The following is a 21,788-nucleotide window of genomic DNA, read 5'->3' as shown; positions in this document are numbered from 1 at the left end:
CAATTGCCGCCTGCGGAGATGGCATGCCTCCCTGCGGTCGATCCCGGCGCGTCGCGCGCGGTTCGGCCCTCAACCGCCGGTTTGCCCGGCTGATGATGCCTGCGTGTTCCTGGGTCGTCAGGAGGTCGCAGGCCGTCCATGCGGTATTCTGCCGCCCAGGTTTTGATGTCCCGTCGAATCTGGAAATCATGTTTTTCTCGACTTCTGCCGATTTTTTCGCGACCGTGCGCTACGTGTGCCGCTGGCTCGCGCTCTCTGCGTTGCTCGGCGCGCTGGCCGGCACGGCTTCCGCGTTGTTCCTGATCGCGCTCGACTGGGCGACCGGCACGCGCGTCGCGCATCCCTGGCTGCTGTGGGGGCTGCCGGCCGCCGGTTTGGCGACCGGCTGGGTCTACCACCGGTTCGGCCAGTCGGTCGCGCGCGGCAACAACCTGCTGATCGACGAGATTCACGACCCGAAGGCGCTGGTGCCGAAGCGGATGGCGCCGCTCGTGCTCGTCGCGACCGTCGTCACGCACCTGTTCGGCGGGTCGGCCGGCCGCGAGGGCACGGCCGTGCAGATGGGCGGCGCGCTCGCCGATCGCGTCACGCACCTGTTCCGGCTCGATCGCGAGCATCGGCGCGTGCTGCTGATGGGCGGCATCGCGGCCGGGTTCGCGTCGGTGTTCGGTACGCCGCTCGCGGGCGCCGTGTTCGGGCTCGAGGTGCTCGCGATCGGGCGCGTACGGTACGACGCGCTGCTGACCTGCGTCGCGTCGGCGATCGTCGCGGATGTCGTGTGCCGCGCGTGGGGCGTGCATCACACCGCTTATGCGATTCCGTTCGTGCCGGCCGTGTCGGCGACGAGGCTGGCCGCGACGGTCGTCGCGGGTGTCGCGTTCGGCGTCGTCGGCCGGCTGTTCGCGTTCGCGACGCATGCGCTGACCGCGTGGTTTCGCCGCGTGATCCGCCATGCGCCGCTGCAGCCGGTGCTCGGCGGCCTGCTGGTCGCGGTGGCCGCCACCGTGCTGAACGTGCCGCAGTACCTCGGGCTCGGGATTCCGACGATCGAAGCCGCGTTTCACGGGCCGCTGCCGGCTTACGATTTCGCGGGCAAGTTCGCGTTCACCGTCGTCACGCTCGCGTCGGGGTTCAAGGGCGGCGAAGTGACGCCGCTGTTCTACATCGGCGCGACGCTGGGCAACGCGCTCGGACAGGTGCTGGCGCTGCCGGTGCCCGTGCTGGCGGGGCTCGGTTTCGTCGCGGTGTTCGCGGGCGCGGCCAACACGCCGATCGCGTCGACGATCATGGCGATCGAACTGTTCGGCGCGGATGTCGGCGTGTATGCGATCGTCGCCTGCGTGGTCGCCTATCTGTTTTCCGGACACGCGGGGATTTATCGCGCGCAGCGGGTGGCGGTGGGGAAGGGGGCGCAGGCGGAGGCGGAGTAAGGCGGCGTGCGGGGCGGCCGACCGGGCGCATCGCGACGGAAGCCGACGCCCGGTGATCCCGGGCATCAGCGGGAACGGCGGCGCTCTTCGCCGTTACGCCTTCGGCAGCTTCGCGACGTTCCGCGCGAGCAGTTCCTCGATATCGATGCCCTTCTCCGCGAGCAACGTCGTGACGACGCCGGTCAATTCCCCGAGGGTTTCCTTGACCGACTCGCGGATCGTATCCACGACGACCTGCGTGCTGCGCTCGATCTCGATATTGACCTTGTCGCCGACGCCCTTCGCATCGAAGGTGGTCGCGCGTCGCGTTTCGGGAATCAGCCAGACGTCGAACCAGCCTTCGTCGCGATTGACGTCCGACACGGTGAGGCTGCAGCCGTTGATCGCGATATAGCCTTTCGCAAACACGTAGCGCCTGAAATCGGCCGGCACACCGATGCGGATCATCCGGTTGTGTTCGGACGACGCGATGTTCGCGATCGTTCCCATGAAGTCGACGTGTCCGGACAGCGGATGTCCGCCGATTTCAGCGCCGTCCTTCGCGGCCCGCTCGACGTTGATCCGGGCGCCGGTCGTGAGGTCGGCGAGCGTGGTGATGCGCAGGCTCGGCAACATCACGTCGAAGTCGATCAGCTCGGGCGAGTGGATGGTCGTCACGGTCAGGCAGACGCCGTCGACCGAGACGCTCGCGCCGATCTCGATGTCGGTGGTGAACCGCTCGGGGAATTCGATGCTGAACGTTCTCAGTTCGCCGTGATCCTTGATGGCCTTGATGACGCCAACACCCTGAACAATGCCTGTAAACATGATCTGCCTTTCGTCGCAAATTGCCTGGCCGGTATGATAAGTGATCCCGGCTCGCCTCGTTCGCAACGGGTTTGCCGGGCAGCGCACGGCGGCTCGCGTGGCGCCATCGAATGGAATCGACGACGCACGCAACGGCCTCGTGAATTCCTCACGATCGCATCGACGTCCCGCATGACGCAACCGGCCGCGGCGGCGGTGCGCCGCGCATCCGGTTGCGATCGGGGCGCCTTCAGGCTTGCGCCGGCTCCCCAAGCGGCCCGGCATGACCGTCCGCCGTGCGCCGCGGCGGATCGATCAGGCCCTTGGCGAGTTCCAGCTCCTGCCGCTCGAACAGCCGGCGATACGTCCCGCCGTCGATGCGGATCAGCGCGTCGTGGCTGCCTTCCTCGATCACCTTGCCGCGCTCGAGCACGATCAGACGGTCGAGCGTGCGCACCGTCGACAGCCGGTGCGCGACGACGAGCGTCGTGCGCCCGACCATCAGCCGCTCCATCGCCTGCTGGATCAGCACCTCGCTTTCGCTGTCGAGGCTCGACGTCGCTTCGTCGAGGATCAGGATCGGCGCATCCGCGAGGAACGCACGCGCGATCGCGACGCGCTGGCGTTCGCCGCCCGACAGCTTGATCCCGCGCTCGCCGACGAGCGTGTCATAGCCGTCCGGCAGCGCGACGATGAAGTCGTGCGCGCTGGCAAGACGCGCGGCGCGCTCGATCTCCGCACGGCTCGCGTCGGGGCGCGCATACGCGATGTTCTCCGCGAGCGTGCGGTGGAACAGCACGGGTTCCTGCTGGACGATCGCGATCTGGCTGCGCAGCGAATCCTGCCGCACTTGCGCGATGTCCTGGCCGTCGATCGTGATGCGGCCGCCCGACACGTCGTACAGGCGCTGGATCAGCTTGATGAACGTCGTCTTGCCCGACCCGGAATGGCCGACGAGGCCCACGCGTTCGCCGGGCGCGATGCGCATCGAGAAGTCGTCGTACAGCGGCACCGGATGGTTGCCGTAGCGGAACGTCACGTGCTCGAAGCGGATCTCGCCTTGCCCGATCCGGATCGCGGGCGCGCCGGGTCGATCGTCGATGCCGAGCGGCTGGCGCTCGAGCGCGACGAGTTCTTCCATGTCGTTGACCGAGCGTTGCAGGTTGCGGATGTGCATGCCGACGTCGCGCAGGTAGCCCTGCAGCATGAAGAACATCGTCAGCGAGAACGCGATGTCGCCGACGCTCGCTTCGTCGTTCGCCCACAGCCGCAGCGCGACGCCGATCATCGCCGCCTGCATCGCGACGAGCATCGCGCCCTGCAGCCCGCCGTTGAACGTGCCGCGCACCCACGTGCGGCGCGTGCGCTGGCGCCACTTGCCGATCACGCGATCGAGCCGCGCTTCCTCGCGCGTTTCCGCGCCGAACGCCTTGACGACCGCGTTGCAGCTCACGGCGTCGGCGAGCGCGCCGCCCATGCGCGTGTCCCACAGGTTGCCGAGCCGCGCGGCCGGCGCGACGATGCCGAGCGACACCGCGACCGTTACCGAGATGTACAGCAGCGAACCCGCACCGACGACGAGCCCCATCACCGGCCAGTGCGTGCCGAGCAGCACGGTCGCGCCGACGAGCATCGTGACCGACGGCAGCAGCGCGATCAGCACCGTGTCGTTCAGCAGGTCGAGTGCCCAGATCCCGCGCGTGATCTTGCGCACGGTCGACCCCGCGAAGCTGTTCGCGTGCCAGTCGGTCGAGAAACGCTGCACGCGATGGAACGACGCCGCGGCGATCTCGCTCATCATCTTCAGCGTGAGCGTGATGATGTTCAGGTAGACGCCCTGCCGCAGCAGCGTCGCGCCGATGCCGAGCGCGGCCAGCGTGCCGAACGCGGTGACGGCCGCATGCCACGCGGCGGCGCGGTCGGTCAGGCCGCTCGACAGCGCATCGACGAGGCGCCCGGCGAACAGCGGCGTGAGCACGTCGGCAAGCGCGCCGAGCAGCGCCAGCGTCGTGATCGTCGCGATGCGCACCGGCTGCTTGCGCCAGTAGCGGAACGTGAAGCTGAAGACGGCCTGGAATGCCTGGCCGCCCAGATGGGTGGTTTTTCTGGTCATGTATCGTTGCCCGGCGCATCGCGCGACGGGACTTTCCGGTTCGGAGAACGTCGAAAACGCGACAGCCGGACCGCGCGCACGACGCGGGCGAAACGAAACGGGCTGTCGGGAAATTGCGCGGGCGGGCGGGTTAGCGGAGCACCCGGAAGCCGGCGCGGACGACGGGCTGGATCAGCCGCGACGTGGGACCACGTTCGGGAAGGTTGCTGGCATTCGGAACATCTGCACCTCCCTGAAGTGAACGGTTGAAAGGACGCCGAAAAAGACGTGAAGGAATTTTATCAGCAGAGCCGGACGCGCCGCAACGTCTGACGAATGCGGCGTTGCAGCAGCGATGCGGTTAGTATTCGGGGTTTTGGCCCTCTTTCGTGCGTGTTCCGCGGTGCGGTGCCGCACGGGGCGGCGGGCGGCATCGATTACACTCTGCCGTTGCGCGCCGGCCGCTGCGGCCCCGCGGATTCACCCCGATACACTCCTGAGGAAACGATGAGCGACGTTCAGCAAGGCATCCTGGCTCCGATCGACACGGCGGCCCGATACCTCACTTTCACGATTTCGAACAACGTCAATGTGGCCGCGGCGCTCGCGGCATTGCGCGAGCTCGTCGACGGGCGCGACGCGGTCGCAGGCTTCGGGCAGGCGCTGGCCGCGCATCTCGGCCGCCCGGTTCCGGGGCTCACCGAATACCCGGCGTTCGCGGTGAACGACCGTACGCTGCCGATCACGCCGGCCGACGTCTGGGTCTGGCTGCGCGGCGACGATCGCGGCGCACTCGTGCTGCGCGCGCGGGCGATCGAGCGGGCGCTCGCGCCGGCGTTCGTGCTGCAGGACGCGGTCGACGGGTTCCGCTATTCGACCGATCGCGACCTGTCGGGTTACGAGGACGGCACCGAGAACCCGACCGGCGACGACGCGCTGGCCGCGGCGGTCGTCACGGGGCAGGGCGCGGGGCTCGACGGTTCGAGCTTCGTCGCGGTTCAGCAATGGCTGCACGACTTCGACCAGATGGAGCGCATTGCGTCGGGCGACATGGATCACATCATCGGCCGCCGCCGCTCGGACAACGAGGAACTCGACGACGCGCCCGAGTTCGCGCACGTGAAGCGCACCGCGCAGGAGAGCTTCGAGCCGGAGGCATTCATGCTGCGCCGTTCGTCGCCGTGGTCCGATGCGCGCCGCGCGGGGCTCTACTTCGTCGCGTTCGGCCGTTCGTTCCGCGCGTTCGACGTGCAGATGCGCCGGATGAGCGGCGCGGACGACGGCATCGTCGACGGCCTGTTCCGCTTCACGCGACCGCTGACGGGCGCGTATTTCTGGTGCCCGCCGGTGAAGGACGGCAAGCTGGACCTGTCCGCGCTCGGACTCTGAGCGTCGGACGAGATCCGCAAACGGGCGGGCCGCGCATCGCGCGCGGCCCGCCCGTTTTGCTTGTGACGCGGCGATCGCGTGCGGCGCGGTACGCCGCCCGTCAGTTCAGCGTCGTTTCGATGCGCGTGCCGCGCTTGATGAACAGCGTCACCGGCGTCTTCTCGCAGATTTCCGCGAGCCGCTGGCGCTGCGCATCGTCGAGCGGGCCGTCGAGCGTCACGACGCGGCGCACGTATTGCTGCCCTTCACGATCGGCATGCAGTTCGGTGCGCACGTCGATGCGCGCGGCCGGCCACGTCTTGCGCTGCATGTACATGCGCAGCGTCGCGGCCGTGCATTGCGCGAGGCCGGCCAGCACGAACTCGAACGGCGCCGGCCCGAGGCCCTGTCCGCCTTCGCGCGGCGCTTCGTCGCCGGTCAGCGCGTGCGTGCCGGCCTGCAGCTGGACGACGTAGTCGGGCGCGTCGGCGGCGAGGGTGGCGGCAGCGTGGATGAGCGGCATGGCAAGTCTCCGGTAAGCGGGTAAGAGGCGGCCGCGACGATGCGCGGCGTGCGAGCCGTCAGCATACCGTCTCGACGAAAAACGCGGGCGCCACGCGCGTCGACGGGGCTCGCCGGGATCAGCCGGCGACGCCGGCACTCCGGCGCACGAGCGTGGCGACGCGTTCGCGCACCCACTGGTGCCCGCGGTCGGTCTCGCGCGACTCGTGCCAGTACGCGAGCAGCGGAAACGGCTTGAGCCGCAGCGGCAGCGGCTGCACGGCGATCGGCAGCATCGCCGCCATGCGCAGCGCATACGTGCGCGGCAGCGTCAGCAGCAGGTCGCCCGCCGCGGCGATCTGGCAGGCGGCGAAGTAATGCTGGCAGACGAGCTGGATGTGACGGAAGCGCCCGTCGTTGCCGAGCAGCACGTCGAGCGATTGCGGTTCGCCGAGCGACGACACCGCGACATGCCGCGCGGCGAAATAGTCGCTGCGCCGCAGCGGACCGCCGGTCAACGGATGATCGTGCCGCATCGCGACGACGAGCGAATCGTCGAGCAGGTGCTCGGTCACGATGCGCGGGCCGGTCTGCACGCGTCGATCGACGGCCAGATCGAGATTGCCCGACGCGAGTTCGCGTTCGATGTCGTGCACCGCGACGCGGCGGCTCACGAATCGCAGGCCCGGCGCTGCGCCGGCGAACGCGGCGACGATCTGCGGCAGCGCGATCGATTCGAGCACGTCGCGAATGCCGACCGCGATGCTCAGGTCGAGCGTCGCCGGGTCGAATGCCGCCGGGTCGCGCGCGGCGCGCTGCAGGCCGGCGAGGTGAAGCTGCACGTCCGCGATGATCGCGCGCGTGCGCTCGGTCGGCACGACGCGGTTGCCCTGGCGCACGAACAGCGGGTCGTCGAAATGCGCGCGCAGCCGGTTGAGCGCATGCGTGACGGCCGGCTGCGTCAGGTGCAGCGCACGGGCGGCCGCGCCGATGCCGCCGTGCACGTAGACCGCATCGAGCACGCGGAACAGGTTCAGGTCGAGACGATGATCGGCGGGCACGGACGAAGGCGGCGTGGTGGGCGGTGGGGCGATTCTAATGGATGCGCGAACAACGGAACGCGGGTGCGCGTTGTACCGGCGACCGATGCCGTCCGATGCATGCCGATGACGATCGTCCCGCTACGCGAGCGTGCGTGGAGCCGATGCGCGATGCGAGGCAGGCGTCACGATGCGAGTCCGCCCGTCGACACGCGCATTTCCGCGCGGCCAGATCATCGGTCGGCGATAGCCTGTAAAAATCCGCCATCATGCTGTCCCGGTCGGCCATTTCGTGACAAAGAGACGACCCGTTCGGCTAGTTCGGCTAAGATGCCGTCGCTTCATATTTCGAGATAGCCGTCCCTGTCGCACGTGTTCAAACCAAATATAAGCCTGACAGTTCGACGGCAATTAAAAGAAGTCGAAACAGTCCGGGGGCTTGGCCAGTGGAAGCAGCAGATCAGAGGTGGGTCGTAATCTATTTGAGTACGGGGTTTTCCTTGGCCGAGGCCGCGCGTCTGAGCGAGGCCTTCAACCTGGCGAATCGCCTGAACGCGTTCAATGCGGATTACCAGCTGAAGTACGTATCCGAAAAGGGGGGCTTGCTGCAGTCGTCGTCCGGTGTGCAGATCGCCGCCGATTCGCTCGGCGACGAGCATGGCCATCGTGCACACGCGTTCTTTCATCTTCATGGTGAGCGCGCGTCGATCAACTGGAACGATGCGTTGCGGCGCCGCCTGAGCGACATCCGCCGCCATGCGCGCTGGATCGTCGATGCGATGGGCCTGTCGACGCTCGCCGCGTCGCAGCGGCAGACGGAAGCCGATCGCGCGCGAACCGATCGCGCCCGCGGTGCGGCGGCCACGATCGAACTGCAGGCCGGCGAGGCCGACGTGTTCGCGACCGTGCTCGACATGTTCCGCGCCGATCTCGGCGACAGCGCCGCACAGGAGATCGCCAGCAACCTGATGCAGCCGGTCGAGCAGCGCTATGCGCAGTCGATGTGGGCGTTTCGCGAACTGAGCGCGAGCCCGTCGATCCGGATGTCGGTGCAGCGGCTGCGCGCGCAGAGCGCGAACCGCATTTCGGTTGCGGAAGTCGCGCAGACGGTCGCGATGAGCGAGCGCAATTTCCTGCGGCGCTTCAAGAAGGAAATCGGCGTGACGCCGACCGAGTTCGTGCAGCACGTGCGGCTCGAGCGCGCCTGCCACATGCTGGTCCACACGACGCTGCCGGCCGACAAGGTCGCGCGGCGCACGGGCTTCGGCAGCGGCGAGCGTCTGGCCAAGCTGTTTCGCCAGCGCCTGCTGGTGTCGCCGACCGAATTTCGCGTCGCCGAGCGCGAGCGGATCCTGACGAACGGTGCCGGGACGCCGCACCCGCAGGCCGATCGGCAGCCCGCGCCGCGGCTCGCGACTGCCGACGGCGAGCGGGCGAGCCGGGGTGTGCGCGGCGATGCGCGGGAGAAAGCGGGGCGGATGAACGTAAAATCACCGTGTCGCGATCACGATCCCCGGTTTCCATGCCCTTGCTTCCCACTACCGCCACAGCCCCCTTCTGCCCGTCGGAAGTAAAGGGCAGCATCACGATCGACGCCGGCGCGTCGCGCTGGATGAAGCTCAAGCGCTTCTTCGGCCCGGGCCTGCTGGTCGCGATCGGCTATATGGATCCCGGCAACTGGGCCACCGACATCCAGGCCGGCTCGCAATTCGGCTATTCGCTGCTGTGGGTCGTCGCGTTCTCGAGCCTCGCCGCGATCTTCCTGCAGATGCTCGCCGCGCGGCTCGGCCTCGTCGCGGGCAAGGATCTCGCGCAGGCCAGCTACGACCGCTATGGCACCTTCGGCCGCATCGTGCAGTGGGTGACCGCCGAGGTGTCGATCATCGCGTGCGACATCGCCGAAGTGCTCGGCTGCGCGCTCGCGTTCAAGCTGCTGCTCGGCGTGCCGCTCGCGTGGGGGATCGTGCTGACCGCGCTCGACACGGTCATCGTGCTCGGGCTGCAGGGCAAGGGCGTCCGGCAGATCGAGGCGATCGTGCTCGGGTTGATCGCGACGATGGCGTTCTGCTTCGTTGCGCAGGTCGCGATCACGCCGCCCGACTGGCATGCGGTCGCGAAGGGGCTCGTGCCGGGCGATCCGGGCCGTGACCGCAAGGACGCGATCGTGCTCGCGCTCGGCATCGTCGGCGCGACGATCATGCCGCACAACCTGTATCTGCATTCGTCGGTCGTGCAGACGCGCCATGTCGTCGGCGGCGCGCGCGGCCTGATCCGCGACACGCTCGCGCTGGTGCGCATCGACACCTGCGTGTCGCTGTTCGTCGCGATGCTCGTCAATGCGGCGATCCTGGTCGTCGCAGGCGCGGCGTTCCATGCGACCGGCCAGCACGACGTGACCGACATCGAACAGGCGTACCGGCTGATCACGCCGATCGCGGGCGGCGCGGCCGCGCTGCTGTTCGGCATCGCGCTGCTCGCGTCGGGGCAAAGCTCGACGCTGACCGGCACGATCGCCGGCCAGGTGATCATGGACGGCTTCCTGCATACGAAAATCCCGTGCTACCAGCGCCGGCTGATCACGCGCGGGCTCGCACTGGTGCCCGCGCTGATCGGCGTGCTGTGGCTCGGCGAAAACTCGGTCGGGCAATTGCTCGTCTGGAGCCAGGTGCTGCTGAGCCTGCAGCTGCCGTTCGCGATGTGGCCGCTGATCCGGTCGGTCAGCGATCGCAACACGATGGGCGAGCATGCGATCGGCCGCAGGATGCAGGCCGCCGCCTGGGTGCTGTTCGCCGTCATCACCGCCACGAACCTGCTGCTGATCACGGGTGTCGCGGGCTGATACAGCTTGTCACAGGCTGAAACAGGCGCGTGGCGCGCCTGCGTTAAACTGCGCCTTTTGCCAGCCGTTCGACGTCCGTCATGTGGAGTGAAATCAGCAACATCGGCGATGCCGCGCTGACCTTGCCGGTCGCGCTGACCTGCGCCGTCTGGCTCGCGCTGTCCAACTGGCGGCTCGCGGTGCGCTGGATCGTGCTGCTCGCGGCCGGCATGAGCCTGGTCGGGGCGACCAAGATTCTCTATGCGGGCTGCGGGGTCGAGATCCCGCAGTTCGATTTCCGCGTGATCAGCGGCCATACGATGCTGTCGACGTCCGTGTGGACCGTCGCGCTGTCGATGCTGTGGCAGGCATTCCGTCCGGGCAAGGAGCCGGGCGTGGCGGCCGGTCTCGTCGTCGGCGCGCTGACGGGCGTCGCGCGCGTGTTCGACCATTCGCACACGGTCCCGGAAGTCGTCGTCGGCTGGCTGCTCGGCGCGCTGGTCGCGCTGGTGTTCCTGCGCGCCTACCGGCGGGCGCACAAGCGCGCGTTCTCGCCGCGCATCGCGGCCGTCTGCCTGCTCCTCGTGTCCGGCATCGCGTACGGGCATCGCGCACCGTTCCAGCAGATGATCGACACGCATTCCCCGCAGTTCTGCGCGTTCATGCGCGCGTCCGGCGACGGGTTCTGACGGCTGTTCGTTGCCGCGCGTCGGTGCGCCGGTGCCGGATGCGGTCGTCGCCGCGGCGGTGGCCCCCCGAGTCCCGTCCCATTCCTTCTTGGTTATTGTCAAAAGCCGTTTCCCGATCGTTATCGAGCCGACATCGGCGATGATCGGCCGTGCTGTGCTGTGCTGTGCTGTGCCCGCCCGCCCGTCCGCCCGCCCGCCCGTCCCGCCGCCCGCGGATCCGAAGGTCATGAGTGATGTCTATGACCGGGCATTACGAAGATTCATTTCATCGATTGGCGGCAATCGCGTACGCTGGCGTTCGTTCGAGCGGGGCCGGCAGCGGCCGGCCGCCGGATTCGTCCGGCCCGGTGCGGCCGGCTCGCTATACTCGCGCATACCGCGCGGCCGTCGGCCGGCGCACGGCAACCGCCGTCGCGGCACCGGTCCGCCGCGACGACTCACGACAGGAGCAGGTCCCATGACAATCGTTTCCACGCGCCTCGCAGGCAAGTGCGCGTACATCACGGGCGCCGCCGGCGGCCTCGGCCGCGCGATCGCGCGCCGGATGGTCGAGCAGGGCGCGCGCGTGTTCCTGACCGACGTTGCCGACGCGGCGGTGCTCGATGCATTCGCCGACGAACTCAACGCGGGCCACGCGACGCCGGTCGCGTTTGCCGCGACGCAGGACGTCCGCGACGAAGCGCGCTGGCAAGCGCTGCTCGCGCAGGCGGTCGATGCGATGGGCGGGCTGTCGGTGCTCGTCAACAACGCGGGTGTCGGCTCGATCGGCTCGCCCGCGCAGATCGAACTGGACGAATGGCGGCGCGTGATGGCGGTCAACGTCGAGAGCATCGTGCTCGGCTGCAAGCATGCGCTGTCGTATCTGGCCGAGAGCCATCCCGCATCGATCATCAACATCTCGTCGGTGGCCGCGTTCAAGGTCGAGCCGGATTTCACCGCGTACAACGCGTCGAAGGCCGCGGTCGCGTCGCTGACGAAGTCGGTCGCGATCGACTGCGCGCGCCGCGAGCTCGACGTGCGCTGCAACTCGATTCACCCGGCGTTCATTCGCACGGGGATCGTCGAGCCGCTGTTCCAGTCGCTCGGCGAACGCGATGCGACGCGCAAGCTCGCGCGCGGCATTCCGCTGCGCCGGCTCGGCGAACCGGACGACGTCGCGCATGCGGCCGTCTATCTGGCATCCGACGAAAGCCGCTTCGTGACGGCCGCCGAACTCGTGATCGACGGCGGCATGTGCGCAGTTTGACGCGCATCGATAAACACAACCGGAGGAGAACATCGTGTCGACACCCGTGAACCGCCAGCTGCTGCTGAAGACACGCCCGGAAGGCCGGGTCGGCCGCGAACACTTTTCGTTCGTCGAAACGCCGGTGCCGGCGCTCGCCGACGGCGAAGTGCTCGTGCGTGTGCTGTATCTGTCGATGGATCCGACCAACCGCGTGTGGATGAGCGACGTGCCGCAATACCTGCCGCCCGTCGCGATCGGCGAAGTGATGCGTGCGCTCGGCATCGGGCGCGTGGTCGGGTCGCGCCACGCGGGGTTCGCGCAAGGCGATCTCGTGCAGGGGCTGCTCGGCTGGCAGGACTATGCGCGGGTGCCGGCCGACCAGGCCGCGCAACTCGTGAAGCTGCCCGCGCAGTCGGGCCTGCCGCTGCCGACGCTGCTCGGCGCGTGCGGGATGAGCGGCCTGACCGCGTACTACGGGCTGACCGACATCGCGCCGGTGCAGCCTGGCGAGACGCTCGTCGTGTCGGCGGCGGCCGGGTCGGTCGGCTCGATCGCCGGCCAGATCGGCAAGATCCACGGTGCGCGCGTGGTGGGCATCGCGGGTGGCGCGGACAAGTGCCGCTACCTGACCGAGACGCTCGGCTTCGACGCGGCCGTCGACTACAAGGCCGACGATTTCCGTGAGCAGCTGAAGGCGGCGACGCCGGACGGCGTGCACGTGAACTTCGAGAACGTCGGCGGCGAGGTGATGCGCGCGGTGCTGTCGCGGATGGTGATCGGCGGGCGCGTCGCGCTGTGCGGCGTGATCTCGAACTACAACAGCGGCCGCGCGGCGGACGACGTCGGCGTGCTGATCTCGAAGCGGATCACGATGCGCGGCTTCCTGATCCTCGACTACCGCAAGAGCCGCGAAGCGGTGCAGACGCTCGCGGGATGGCTGCGCGACGGCCGGCTCAAGGCCGAGGAAACCGTCGCCGACGGGCTCGAAAACGCCCCCGACGTGCTGAACCGCCTGTTCGACGGCGACCATCGCGGCAAGCTCGTGCTGCGCGTCGATCCGGACGCATGAGCCGTCGCGCTCGCGCGCATTGAGTCCGAATATTCCGGTATCAGTTTAGGACTTGTCTCATTTATTGTTCCGGTCGCTCTCCCTAAAGTAATTGCCGGCAAGCGGCGGCGTGACCTGCGCGTCACGCCGCCGTTTTCATTTGAGCGGCGAGAAGCGGGAAGGGAGGCGGAACATGCAGATGAAGACGACATGGGCGGCACCGACGGCGGCGCGCGATCGAACGAAGCGGCGCATCGGTGTCCGGGCGCGGATGGCGGCAGCGGGGTTCGGTATCGCGCTCGCAGTGTCGAGCGCCGGTGCGGCCGGGCACGCGGGCGCGGCTGGCATCGTGCGCTTCACCGGCGCGCTCGTCGATCGGTACGACGTGACATTCGACACGCCGTCGCTCGGGGCGTCGGGCAGCGCGAGCGCGGCGGCACTCCGCTTCGATGCGCATGGCCGGCGCTTGCCCGGTGCGCATCTGGCGCTCGTGGGGCCGGACGGCCAGCCGCTTTCGCAGCCTGCGGGCGCTGCGGTTCGCGCAACCTGGCACGATGCGCGCGACGATCGAGCCGTGCCGCTGGAAGCGGGGCGCGCGCATCGTGTCGGGCCGTATGGCGGGGTGCTGACGATCGCGGGGCCGGACATGGAAACGGGCGCCGTGGCGCCCGTCGTGATCAGGATTCGTCATCCGTGACGCGCGGCGTCACTCCCCCTGTTCGGCGCGCGCGTAGATGTCCCAGCTCGCCATGAACAGCGCAGCGACGAGCGGCCCGATCACGAAGCCGTTGATGCCGAACAGCGCCATCCCGCCGAGCGTCGAGATCAGCACGACCCAGTCGGGCATCTTCGTGTCCTTGCCGACGAGGATCGGGCGCAGCAGGTTGTCGACGAGGCCGATCACGCCGACGCAGAACGCGACGAGGATCACGCATTTCCAGATCGCGCCGATCGCGAGGAAGTAGAGCGCGGCGGGCACCCACACGAGGCTCGCGCCGATCGCCGGCAGGAGCGACAGGAACGCCATCAGCGCGCCCCACAGCACGACACCCTCGATCCCGAGGATCCAGAAGATCAGGCCGCCGAGCGCGCCCTGCACGAGCGCGACCGCGATGTTGCCCTTCACGGTTGCGCGCACAACCGTCGTGAACTTCGCGAGCAGCAGGTTCTTGTGCTCTTCGTCGAGCGGCATCGCGCGGCGCACGCGGCGGCCGATCTCGCCGCCGTCGCGCAGCAGGAAGAACACCATGTACAGCATCACGCCGAAGCTGACGACGAACTGGAACGTGTTCTGGCCGATGCTGAGCGCCTGGGTCGCCGCGAACTGGCTGATCTGCGCGGCGCCGTCGGTCAGCTTCTTCTGGATGCCGGGGATGTTGGTCAGCCCGTATTTCTGCAGCAGGTTCTGGATCGACGTCGGCAGCGCATGAATGATGTCATGGAAGTACTGCGAATAATTCGGCTGCGCGCTCTTCAGTTCCTGGTACACGTACGCGATTTCCTGCACGAGCGTCGCCATGACGAACACGAGCGGCAGGATCACGATCAGGATGATCAGCGACATCGTCACGAGCGCGGCCAGGTTGCGCCGCTTGCCGAAGCGCGCGGCGAGCCAGCGCTGCACCGGCTGGAACAGGATCGCGAGAATGGTGCCCCAGAAGACGGCGCCGGAGAACGGCGCGAGTATCCAGCACAGTCCGACGGTGACCGCGAACAGCAGGAAATAGAAGAATTTTTGGTGATCGTGTCCGCTATCCATGGATGGTTCGCGCAGATTGATGCCTGGTTTGATTGAATTTCGTTGCCTCGGGCGCGATCGGCTCGCGAACGTCACGGATGTCGCGGCGCAGCGCGGCAGGGCGGCCTGATCGGCAGTATGCCCGCAAAGGTGCCGCCATCATACCCGCCGCGCGCGGCGCACGAGAAAACGCCGCGGCCGGGGCCGCGGCGTTGCCGGGAAGCGAACCGGCCCGGGGGCCGTGCCGCATCGTCAGATGTGGAGCCGGGTGACCTTGGTGCCGCTGACCGACAGATCGCCCATCAGGCCCGCGTTGGTCAGCACCAGCACCTCGACCGGTGCGGTGGCCGTGTTGGAGTCGATCGCGCCGTTCGCGCCCATCTTCACGACCGCGACGGAGGCGTCGGCGCCGGCCGACCAGCCTTCGGACTTGCGGAACGAGTCGAGCGCATCCTGCGTCATGAACAGGAACACGATCGCCTTCGATTGCGCACCGGCCTGCAGGCCGACCGACAGCGACGACGTGTTGTAGTAGCCGACGGTGCTGCCGCCGACGCGCAGCGCGCCGTTGCCGGACTGGCCGCCGACGATGAGGCCGGCCTGCAGCACGTTCGGGAACACGAGCACGCCGCGCGATTTCGCGACGAGTTCACGCGAGCCCGGCACCGTCGAATAGAGGCGCGACAACGTCGCGTTCACGCTCGCGTCGATCGACTCGCGTTTCGACGCGCTGGCCGATGCGTTGTCGGGTTTGTTGGGGGTGGTGGTGCAGCCGGCAAGTGCGAGACTGCCGAGCATGACGGCGGCGGCGGCTTTCAGGGCGAGGGACTTCTGCATGGCGTTTCTCCTTCGTTGTCGGGGTGAGGACGGACGGGGTGGTCGCCCCGTTCAACGGCGGGAAAGGAGCAGGCCGGCGACGAACGCGAGGCCCGCGACGACACCTGCGGTCTGCCAGGGATTGTCGTGCACGGCTTGCGATACGCGTTCGGCCGAATCGCGCAGCCGCGCGACCGCGGTGCCCGACGCGTAGTCGAGCGTGCTGCGCGCTTCGTCGAGCCGCGCCTGCACGCGCTTGCGCAACGCGGCGATATCGCCGTCGCCGTCGTTCTTCAGCAGGTCTTCCAGTTCATCGACCAGCCCGCGCAGATCGTCGGACACGTCCGCATGCAGGTCGCGAGCCGCCGAGCGCGTCGTGCGTCCCACGCGCCGGCCGGTGCGACGGATGTCGGACAGGCCGCGGTCCAGCTTGTGTTCGATCGAGTCGGTGAGCGCCATGGTGTTTATCCTCCTTCGATTTGATTTGCAGGCCAATTTGAAGATAAGACGAATCCCAGCAACCAATGTGATTCACATCAGCCAATTGAGTTTCGAGACAAATTTTCAATTCGCCGGCAAATTTCCCGGAAAGCCCCGCGCAATGGGGCGGGGCGGCGGTTGAAAAAATTTCGCGCTTTTGGGCGAAGCGACCAGCAAGCCGTTGGCGCGACGTGAAAGTCCGGTAAATATGGCGTCGCCCGATGCGCCAGGTAAATAGTGCCGTTGCACGCATCATGCTGATGCAATTGCACTAATCGCCCGTCTCTTGATGGAGCACGGTTTGTGCCCGCGATGGCTCAGGTGGCGCCTTCGTCCGGCGCGAGGTCGATGACGACGGGGTCGTGATCCGACGAGCGATAGGCATCGGGTGCGTAATAGGCCGCCCGTTGCGCCGCGGTTTTGTAATCGGGCACGGATTGCAGCGCGACCGGTTCGTCGGCATTGATGTGCCACGCATGCACGGCCTTCACGCGCGCGGCGAGCGGCGACGTGGCGAGTGCGTGATCGAGGTTGCCCGCTTCGCCGCGGAATACGTAGCTGTAGCCGGCGTTGCCGGCGAAGCGGGCGACGAGGTTCGTGTAGCCGCGCGATTCGAGCGCACGCAGCGGGTCTTCCTTCGCGTAGCTGTTGAGGTCGCCGATCAGCAGCACGCCGTCGGCCGGGGCGCCGGTCGGCGACGTGGCGAGCCACGCGGCGATGCGTTCGGCCGCACGCGTGCGCGTCGCGTTCCAGCAGCCCTGACCGTCCGACTGGTCGAGATCCGGGCCGGTCGCACGTGGGCAGTTCTTCGATTTCAGGTGATTGGCCGCGACCGTGAATGCGCGGGTGCCGCCGATGCGCCGGAACGTCTGCGCGAGCGGCGGGCGATTGCCGCCGTCGAGCGCGACGGTCGCGGCGCGCCCGACGGGTTCGATCGTCCGGCTGTCGTACAGCAACGCGACCGCGATCGCATCGCGGCCGAGTCGCGCCGTGCCGGGGTCGACCGCGCGCCAGCCGTCGCCGAGCCGCGCCGCGAGACGCTGCACGGCGCTCGCGGGGCCGTGGCCGTTGTTCGCGATTTCCATCAGGCCGATCACGTCGGCGCGCAGTGCGCGCAGTGCGGCGACGATCTTCGCTTCCTGGCGGGCGAAGACGGCGGGCGTCTTCGCGCCGCGATTGGCCGGATCGTCGAAGCCGCCGCCGCTTCCGTCGCCGTTGAAATAGTTGAAGACGTTGAACGACGCGATCCGCACGTCGGCTTGCGGATGCCGCGGCGGTGCATCGGTCCGCGGATTCGATGCAGCGTCGAAGACCGGCGCCGACGCCGGCACGGGCTGCACTCGCCACGTGCCGTAGCGCTGCTCGAGCACACCTTCGACGCCGCGCACCGTGTAGCCCGCGCGCAGCGTGTTGGCGGCGCCCAGCGCAGGCGGCGGATAGCGGGCGGTCGCGGGGTTCACGCGGCTCGAACCGTCGTCGAGCACGATGCGGTTGCGGGCATTGGCCGCCGCCTGCGCGGCGGCGTCGGCCGGCGGCACCACGTGCGTCGGCATGTAGAGGCGACCGTGGCTGAGCACGATGCTGCCGTAGCGGCCGAGGTCGTAGGTATCGCTGACGGTCAGCGTTTGCGGAAAGCGCACGCGCATGCCTTCATGCGCGGCGAATACTGACTCGCTGTCGACCGGCAGCACGAGCGCGGCCGGCGTGACGGTCTGCCCGCGCGCACAGACGGCCACGCGGCCCGACAGAGCCAGTTGCGTGCGGCCGTACTTCTGCTCGATCCTGCCGGTGACGTGCACGCGTTCGCCCGGGCGGACACGCGCGTGCGGCGCGTAGACGAACAGGCCTTCCGGGACGCCCGGCCGGTGGCGCCGCTGCGCATCCGCCTGCTGGACGAAGAATCCGCCGAAGCCGTCGGCGCCGCCGAATGCCGCGGTGACGATCGCTTCGATCGACGCGGAGCGCCCGGCCAGCGGCGACCGGCCGCCGGAATGCCGGAGGTCGGCGATTGCCGTCGTGGGGCCGCCGCAGCCCGCGCTGACCGGAGGCGCGGTGGCGGCGGCGGTGGTGGCGGCGGTGGCGGCCGGCGCTGAAAGGGCAAATGCGGCAAATGCGGCAAACGAGGCAAACGAGGCAAACGAGGCAAGCGGGGCGAGCGGGGCGAGCGGGGCGAGCGATGCGGCGAGCGCGAGCGGCGGCGGCAGGCGTGACATGGAGTGCTCCACAGGAAGAAAATTCGAAGGTTCGGGCAAGCATCTTGACGGCAAAATCGCGTGCTGCGATCGAATTGGCCATCAGGCCAGTGTCGAACGGCCAACGATGACGGCAGGGCCGCCCGCGGCTGTTACGCTTCGCATCTGACGTGTCATTCCGGCCTGCGATCCGAACGCTTCTTGCGCACGGCCCCCCACTGGAGAGTTCCATGTCCTACATGCTGTTGATTGTCGAACCGACCGGCCAGCGCGCCGAACGCACGCTCGAGGAGGGGCAGGCGCTGTACGCGCGGATGGTCGATTTCGCGCAGACGCTGAAGGCGCGCGGCGTGCTGCGCGGCGTCGAGTCGCTCGAGCGCTCGGAGCGCGCGACGCGTGTGCAGGTGCGCGACGGCGAGACGCGCCTCGTCGACGGCCCGTTCGCCGAGGCGAAGGAAATGGTCGGCGGGTTCTTCATCGTCGACGTCGACACGCGCGAGGAAGCGATCGCGATCGCGCGCCAGTGCCCGGCCGCGCAATGGTGCACGGTCGAAGTGCGCGCGGTCGGCCCGTGCTTCCTGTGACGGCCACGGCTCGGTGTTAACCCGGATTCGTCGCGCCGTACGTCGATCCGGCAGTCTGCCGCCCGTCGTAGGGATAAGGCGCCGACGAACGGACGCCCCTTTCCACCGATGACAAGGAGTGAACGATGCGATTCATGATCATGATCCGGGCGAACGCCGTCAGCGAATCCGACGCATTGCCGGACAACCGGCTGGTCGAGGCGATGACGGTCTATCACGAGGAGCTGGCCAAGGCCGGCGTGCTGCTCGATGCGAACGGCCTGCGGCCGAGCGCGCGCGGCTGGCGCGTGCGCTACTCAGGTGGCAAGGGCACGGTGGTCGACGGCCCGTTCGCGGAGACGAAGGAACTGATTGCCGGCTATACGCTGATCCAGGTGCGCTCGCGCGACGAGGCGCTCGAATGGACGCGCCGGTTTCCCGCGCCGTTCGGTGCGGAGATGGACTGCGAGATCGAGGTGCGGCCGCTGTTCGAACTCGACGACCTGACGCCCAGCGAGGCGGTCGAGCGGTTCCGCGAACTCAATGTCGGGCACGGCCACGCCTGACTCCACCCCAAGCCAATCTCACCGGAGCACCCGTCATGCACAAGATGGTTTTCATCAACCTGCCCGTGGCCGACCTGCCGCGCTCGAAGACGTTCTACCAGGCACTCGGTTTCGAAGTCGTACCGGCCTATACCAACGATCAGGCTGCCTGCATCAAGATCAGCGACACGATTTTCGCGATGCTGCTCGTGCGGCCGTTTTTCCAGACCTTCACCGGCAAGACCATCGTCGATCCGGCGACGCAGGTGCAAGCGCTGTCGTGCCTGTCGTGCGACAGCCGCGCCGAGGTCGACGCGATCGTCGCGAAGGCGCTCGCGGCCGGCGGGTCCGCGCCGCAAGCGCCGCGCGAGTATCCGAACATGTACGGCCACGGGTTCGACGATCCGGACGGCCACGCATGGGAGCTGATGGCCATGCCGCTCGATGTGTCCGCCCAGGGGCAAGCGTCGTGACGCGTGAGGCGACTCACCGTGCGATCGAAGCGGTCTGGCGGATCGAGGCGCCCAAGATCATCGCGCGCGCCGCGCGCGTGGTGCGCGACGTCGGCGTGGCCGAGGAACTGGCGCAGGACACGCTCGTCGCGGCGCTCGAGCACTGGCCCGTCGACGGCGTGCCCGACAATCCGGCCGCATGGCTGATGACGGCCGTGAAGCGGCGCGCGCTCGACCGGGTGCGGCAGGAGTCGCTGCATGCGGCGAAGCGCGACCAGCTCGGCCATGAAATGGACGCGCTCGAGGCGCACGTCGTCCCCGACATCGCGGAGGCGCTCGCCGACGCGCGCGACGACGATATCGGCGACGACCTGCTGCGGCTGATCTTCACGTCGTGCCATCCGGTGCTGTCGACCGATGCGCGCGTCGCGCTGACGTTGCGGCTGCTCGGCGGGCTGACCACGAGCGAGATCGCGCGTGCGTTCCTGTCGCCCGAGCCGACGATCGCGCAGCGCATCGTGCGCGCGAAGCGCACGCTCGCGGCGGCGCGCGTGCCGTTCGAGGTGCCGGCCGCCGACGCGCGGTCCGCGCGGCTCGCGTCGGTGCTCGAAGTGATCTATCTCGTGTTCAACGAAGGCCATGCGGCGACCGCGGGCGACGACTGGACGCGCCCGGCGCTGTGCGACGAGGCGCTGCGTCTCGGCCGCGTGCTCGCCGGGCTCGTGCCGGACGAAAGCGAAGTGCTCGGGCTCGTCGCGCTGATGGAACTGCAGGCGTCGCGCATGCATGCGCGGACCGATGCGCAGGGGCGGCCCGTGCTGCTGCTCGACCAGGACCGCAGCCGCTGGGATCCGCTGCTGATCCGGCGCGGCCTCGCGGCGCTCGAGCGGGCGACGAAGCTCGGCGGCGTGCGCGGCCCGTATGCGCTGCAGGCCGCGCTGGCGGCGTGTCATGCACGCGCGCGGCACGCGTCGGACACGGACTGGGCGCAGATCGTCGCGCTGTACGACGCGCTCGCCGAAGTCGCGCCGTCGCCGGTCGTCGAGCTGAACCGTGCGGTGGCGGTGGGGATGGCGTTCGGTCCTGCCGCGGCGCTGGAAATCGTCGACGTGCTGCGCGACGATCCGGCGCTCGCGCGCTATCACTGGTTGCCGAGCGTGCGTGGCGACCTGCTCGCGAAGCTCGGCCGCGCTGACGAGGCGAAGGTCGAGTTCCGCCGCGCGGCGGAATTGACCCGCAACGAGCGCGAAAGGGAATTGCTGTTGAAGCGCGCGACGGATGCGTGACGCAGACGGGCGACGCCGGTGTGCGTACACCGCGCGTCGCATCGAACGCCAGCGCCCCCGCCTCCACCCGTCCCTCATTCCCGCTCCCCGCTATCGGACGGATTGAAAAAGCCTATTGGGGGATGCGAACGCCAGCGCCTAGATTAAAAGGCACGAAGCGTGCGTGTCCGGCGTACGCATCGTTCCCCATATCCATCATCGGCCCGGCTTCGCACGCGGCCGCGCCGACTCGAACGGAGGCGCACATGGCTCAACTCAAGGGCAGCAAGACCGAAGAGAATCTGAAGGCCGCATTCGCGGGCGAATCGCAAGCGAACCGGCGTTATCTGTATTTCGCTTCGAAGGCCGACGTCGAAGGCCAGAACGACGTCGCCGCGCTGTTCCGCTCGACTGCCGAAGGCGAAACGGGCCATGCGCACGGTCACCTCGAATACCTCGAAGCAGTCGGCGATCCGGCGACGGGTCTGCCGTTCGGCTCGTCGCGGCTGAACCTCGAATCGGCGATTGCCGGCGAGACGCACGAGTACACCGACATGTATCCGGGCATGGCGAAGACGGCGCGCGAAGAAGGCTTCGACGAAATCGCGAACTGGTTCGAGACGCTCGCGAAGGCCGAACGCAGCCACGCGAACCGCTATACGAAAGCGCTGGACGCGCTCGTCGACTGACGCGGGCGTCGCCCCGAGGCCGCACGGCCCGGCCGGGCAGGTCCCGCG

The 21,788-nt window shown here is 68.4% G+C and carries 21 protein-coding genes and 1 riboswitch; of the genes, 13 read left to right on the top strand and 8 right to left on the bottom strand.

Annotated elements, in window-relative coordinates:
• Positions 1-5: 5 nt before the first annotated feature.
• A riboswitch (Fluoride riboswitch) is annotated at positions 6-109 on the top strand.
• Between the two features lie 79 nt (positions 110-188).
• Positions 189-1,430: a voltage-gated chloride channel family protein gene (locus tag DIE02_RS08480; protein WP_124486483.1), complete on the top strand. Its 1,242-nt coding sequence runs from the start codon at positions 189-191 to the stop codon at positions 1,428-1,430.
• A gap of 93 nt (positions 1,431-1,523) precedes the next feature.
• Here DIE02_RS08480 and DIE02_RS08475 read toward each other — a convergent pair whose 3' ends face one another.
• Both DIE02_RS08475 and DIE02_RS08470 read right to left on the bottom strand, forming a co-directional pair.
• The gene (locus DIE02_RS08475) at positions 1,524-2,237 is read right to left on the bottom strand and encodes a riboflavin synthase subunit alpha (protein ID WP_124486482.1); all 714 of its coding nucleotides are present in this window, start codon (positions 2,235-2,237) and stop codon (positions 1,524-1,526) included.
• A gap of 229 nt (positions 2,238-2,466) precedes the next feature.
• Positions 2,467-4,329: an ABC transporter ATP-binding protein gene (locus DIE02_RS08470; protein ID WP_124486481.1), complete on the bottom strand. Its 1,863-nt coding sequence runs from the start codon at positions 4,327-4,329 to the stop codon at positions 2,467-2,469.
• A gap of 486 nt (positions 4,330-4,815) precedes the next feature.
• On the opposite strand from DIE02_RS08470, the gene DIE02_RS08460 reads away from it, so the two are divergent.
• The gene (locus DIE02_RS08460) at positions 4,816-5,697 is read left to right on the top strand and encodes a Dyp-type peroxidase (RefSeq protein ID WP_124486480.1); all 882 of its coding nucleotides are present in this window, start codon (positions 4,816-4,818) and stop codon (positions 5,695-5,697) included.
• Between the two features lie 100 nt (positions 5,698-5,797).
• On the opposite strand, the gene DIE02_RS08455 is transcribed toward DIE02_RS08460, so the two are convergent.
• Together DIE02_RS08455 and DIE02_RS08450 are read right to left on the bottom strand one after the other, a co-directional pair.
• Positions 5,798-6,199, bottom strand: a complete 402-nt coding sequence (locus tag DIE02_RS08455) for an OsmC family protein (RefSeq protein WP_063551251.1) — start codon at positions 6,197-6,199, stop codon at positions 5,798-5,800.
• A 118-nt stretch (positions 6,200-6,317) separates the two neighbouring features.
• Entirely contained in the window at positions 6,318-7,238 is a 921-nt protein-coding gene (locus DIE02_RS08450; RefSeq protein ID WP_124486479.1) for a LysR family transcriptional regulator, read from the bottom strand.
• Between the two features lie 479 nt (positions 7,239-7,717).
• Here DIE02_RS08450 and DIE02_RS08445 point away from each other — a divergent pair, with 479 nt between their 5' ends.
• From DIE02_RS08445 to DIE02_RS08415, 6 genes are all read left to right on the top strand, one after another.
• Complete coding sequence (locus tag DIE02_RS08445) at positions 7,718-8,791, top strand: helix-turn-helix domain-containing protein (protein ID WP_124486478.1); 1,074 nt, start codon at positions 7,718-7,720, stop codon at positions 8,789-8,791.
• Positions 8,740-10,056 carry an Nramp family divalent metal transporter gene (locus DIE02_RS08440; RefSeq protein ID WP_124486477.1) on the top strand — a complete coding sequence of 439 codons (1,317 nt, stop codon included), beginning with the start codon at positions 8,740-8,742 and terminating at the stop codon, positions 10,054-10,056. The genes DIE02_RS08445 and DIE02_RS08440 overlap by 52 nt, the downstream gene beginning before the upstream one ends.
• 80 nt (positions 10,057-10,136) lie before the next feature.
• Entirely contained in the window at positions 10,137-10,724 is a 588-nt protein-coding gene (locus DIE02_RS08435; RefSeq protein WP_124486476.1) for a phosphatase PAP2 family protein, read from the top strand.
• A gap of 457 nt (positions 10,725-11,181) precedes the next feature.
• Positions 11,182-11,970 (top strand): SDR family oxidoreductase, encoded by a 789-nt coding sequence (locus DIE02_RS08425; RefSeq protein WP_124486474.1) that lies wholly within the window; start codon positions 11,182-11,184, stop codon positions 11,968-11,970.
• Positions 11,971-12,004: 34 nt separating this feature from the next.
• The gene (locus DIE02_RS08420; RefSeq protein WP_124486473.1) at positions 12,005-13,021 is read left to right on the top strand and encodes an NADP-dependent oxidoreductase; all 1,017 of its coding nucleotides are present in this window, start codon (positions 12,005-12,007) and stop codon (positions 13,019-13,021) included.
• Between the two features lie 172 nt (positions 13,022-13,193).
• On the top strand, positions 13,194-13,697 hold the full coding sequence (locus DIE02_RS08415) for a thioesterase (protein ID WP_124486472.1): 504 nt from the start codon (positions 13,194-13,196) through the stop codon (positions 13,695-13,697).
• 9 nt (positions 13,698-13,706) lie between these two features.
• Here DIE02_RS08415 and DIE02_RS08410 read toward each other — a convergent pair whose 3' ends face one another.
• From DIE02_RS08410 to DIE02_RS08395, 4 genes are all read right to left on the bottom strand, one after another.
• Positions 13,707-14,759, bottom strand: a complete 1,053-nt coding sequence (locus tag DIE02_RS08410; RefSeq protein WP_044846613.1) for an AI-2E family transporter — start codon at positions 14,757-14,759, stop codon at positions 13,707-13,709.
• 231 nt (positions 14,760-14,990) lie between these two features.
• Positions 14,991-15,575, bottom strand: coding sequence for a YSC84-related protein (locus DIE02_RS08405; RefSeq protein WP_124486471.1), 585 nt, complete (start codon positions 15,573-15,575; stop codon positions 14,991-14,993).
• Positions 15,576-15,626: 51 nt separating this feature from the next.
• Entirely contained in the window at positions 15,627-16,013 is a 387-nt protein-coding gene (locus DIE02_RS08400) for a YqjD family protein (RefSeq protein WP_044846611.1), read from the bottom strand.
• A 338-nt stretch (positions 16,014-16,351) separates the two neighbouring features.
• Positions 16,352-18,247: an ExeM/NucH family extracellular endonuclease gene (locus tag DIE02_RS08395; protein ID WP_124486470.1), complete on the bottom strand. Its 1,896-nt coding sequence runs from the start codon at positions 18,245-18,247 to the stop codon at positions 16,352-16,354.
• Between the two features lie 209 nt (positions 18,248-18,456).
• On the opposite strand from DIE02_RS08395, the gene DIE02_RS08390 reads away from it, so the two are divergent.
• From DIE02_RS08390 to DIE02_RS08370, 5 genes are all read left to right on the top strand, one after another.
• Positions 18,457-18,810 carry a YciI family protein gene (locus DIE02_RS08390; RefSeq protein WP_044846610.1) on the top strand — a complete coding sequence of 118 codons (354 nt, stop codon included), beginning with the start codon at positions 18,457-18,459 and terminating at the stop codon, positions 18,808-18,810.
• Between the two features lie 125 nt (positions 18,811-18,935).
• Positions 18,936-19,355 (top strand): YciI family protein, encoded by a 420-nt coding sequence (locus DIE02_RS08385; RefSeq protein WP_044846609.1) that lies wholly within the window; start codon positions 18,936-18,938, stop codon positions 19,353-19,355.
• Positions 19,356-19,390: 35 nt separating this feature from the next.
• Positions 19,391-19,807: a VOC family protein gene (locus DIE02_RS08380; protein ID WP_124486469.1), complete on the top strand. Its 417-nt coding sequence runs from the start codon at positions 19,391-19,393 to the stop codon at positions 19,805-19,807.
• Entirely contained in the window at positions 19,804-21,072 is a 1,269-nt protein-coding gene (locus DIE02_RS08375) for an RNA polymerase sigma factor (RefSeq protein WP_124486468.1), read from the top strand. Before DIE02_RS08380 ends, DIE02_RS08375 begins: the two co-directional genes overlap by 4 nt.
• A 245-nt stretch (positions 21,073-21,317) precedes the next feature.
• Entirely contained in the window at positions 21,318-21,740 is a 423-nt protein-coding gene (locus DIE02_RS08370; RefSeq protein WP_040140994.1) for a rubrerythrin family protein, read from the top strand.
• Positions 21,741-21,788: the final 48 nt, after the last annotated feature.

The organism is Burkholderia sp. Bp8991 (assembly GCF_003853795.1).
Taxonomy (GTDB): domain Bacteria; phylum Pseudomonadota; class Gammaproteobacteria; order Burkholderiales; family Burkholderiaceae; genus Burkholderia.
This window is presented reverse-complemented; position numbering and strand designations above follow the sequence as displayed.

Excerpts from the sequence above, each read along its gene's own strand:
- DIE02_RS08480 (WP_124486483.1), top strand. The coding sequence starts at position 189 with ATGTTTTTCTCGACTTCTGCCGATTTTTTCGCGACCGTGCGCTACGTG.
- DIE02_RS08475 (WP_124486482.1), bottom strand. The coding sequence starts at position 2,237 with ATGTTTACAGGCATTGTTCAGGGTGTTGGCGTCATCAAGGCCATCAAG.
- DIE02_RS08470 (WP_124486481.1), bottom strand. The coding sequence starts at position 4,329 with ATGACCAGAAAAACCACCCATCTGGGCGGCCAGGCATTCCAGGCCGTC.
- DIE02_RS08460 (WP_124486480.1), top strand. The coding sequence starts at position 4,816 with ATGAGCGACGTTCAGCAAGGCATCCTGGCTCCGATCGACACGGCGGCC.
- DIE02_RS08455 (WP_063551251.1), bottom strand. The coding sequence starts at position 6,199 with ATGCCGCTCATCCACGCTGCCGCCACCCTCGCCGCCGACGCGCCCGAC.
- DIE02_RS08440 (WP_124486477.1), top strand. The coding sequence starts at position 8,740 with ATGCCCTTGCTTCCCACTACCGCCACAGCCCCCTTCTGCCCGTCGGAA.
- DIE02_RS08435 (WP_124486476.1), top strand. The coding sequence starts at position 10,137 with ATGTGGAGTGAAATCAGCAACATCGGCGATGCCGCGCTGACCTTGCCG.
- DIE02_RS08425 (WP_124486474.1), top strand. The coding sequence starts at position 11,182 with ATGACAATCGTTTCCACGCGCCTCGCAGGCAAGTGCGCGTACATCACG.
- DIE02_RS08415 (WP_124486472.1), top strand. The coding sequence starts at position 13,194 with ATGCAGATGAAGACGACATGGGCGGCACCGACGGCGGCGCGCGATCGA.
- DIE02_RS08410 (WP_044846613.1), bottom strand. The coding sequence starts at position 14,759 with ATGGATAGCGGACACGATCACCAAAAATTCTTCTATTTCCTGCTGTTC.
- DIE02_RS08405 (WP_124486471.1), bottom strand. The coding sequence starts at position 15,575 with ATGCAGAAGTCCCTCGCCCTGAAAGCCGCCGCCGCCGTCATGCTCGGC.
- DIE02_RS08400 (WP_044846611.1), bottom strand. The coding sequence starts at position 16,013 with ATGGCGCTCACCGACTCGATCGAACACAAGCTGGACCGCGGCCTGTCC.
- DIE02_RS08395 (WP_124486470.1), bottom strand. The coding sequence starts at position 18,247 with ATGTCACGCCTGCCGCCGCCGCTCGCGCTCGCCGCATCGCTCGCCCCG.
- DIE02_RS08390 (WP_044846610.1), top strand. The coding sequence starts at position 18,457 with ATGTCCTACATGCTGTTGATTGTCGAACCGACCGGCCAGCGCGCCGAA.
- DIE02_RS08385 (WP_044846609.1), top strand. The coding sequence starts at position 18,936 with ATGCGATTCATGATCATGATCCGGGCGAACGCCGTCAGCGAATCCGAC.
- DIE02_RS08380 (WP_124486469.1), top strand. The coding sequence starts at position 19,391 with ATGCACAAGATGGTTTTCATCAACCTGCCCGTGGCCGACCTGCCGCGC.
- DIE02_RS08370 (WP_040140994.1), top strand. The coding sequence starts at position 21,318 with ATGGCTCAACTCAAGGGCAGCAAGACCGAAGAGAATCTGAAGGCCGCA.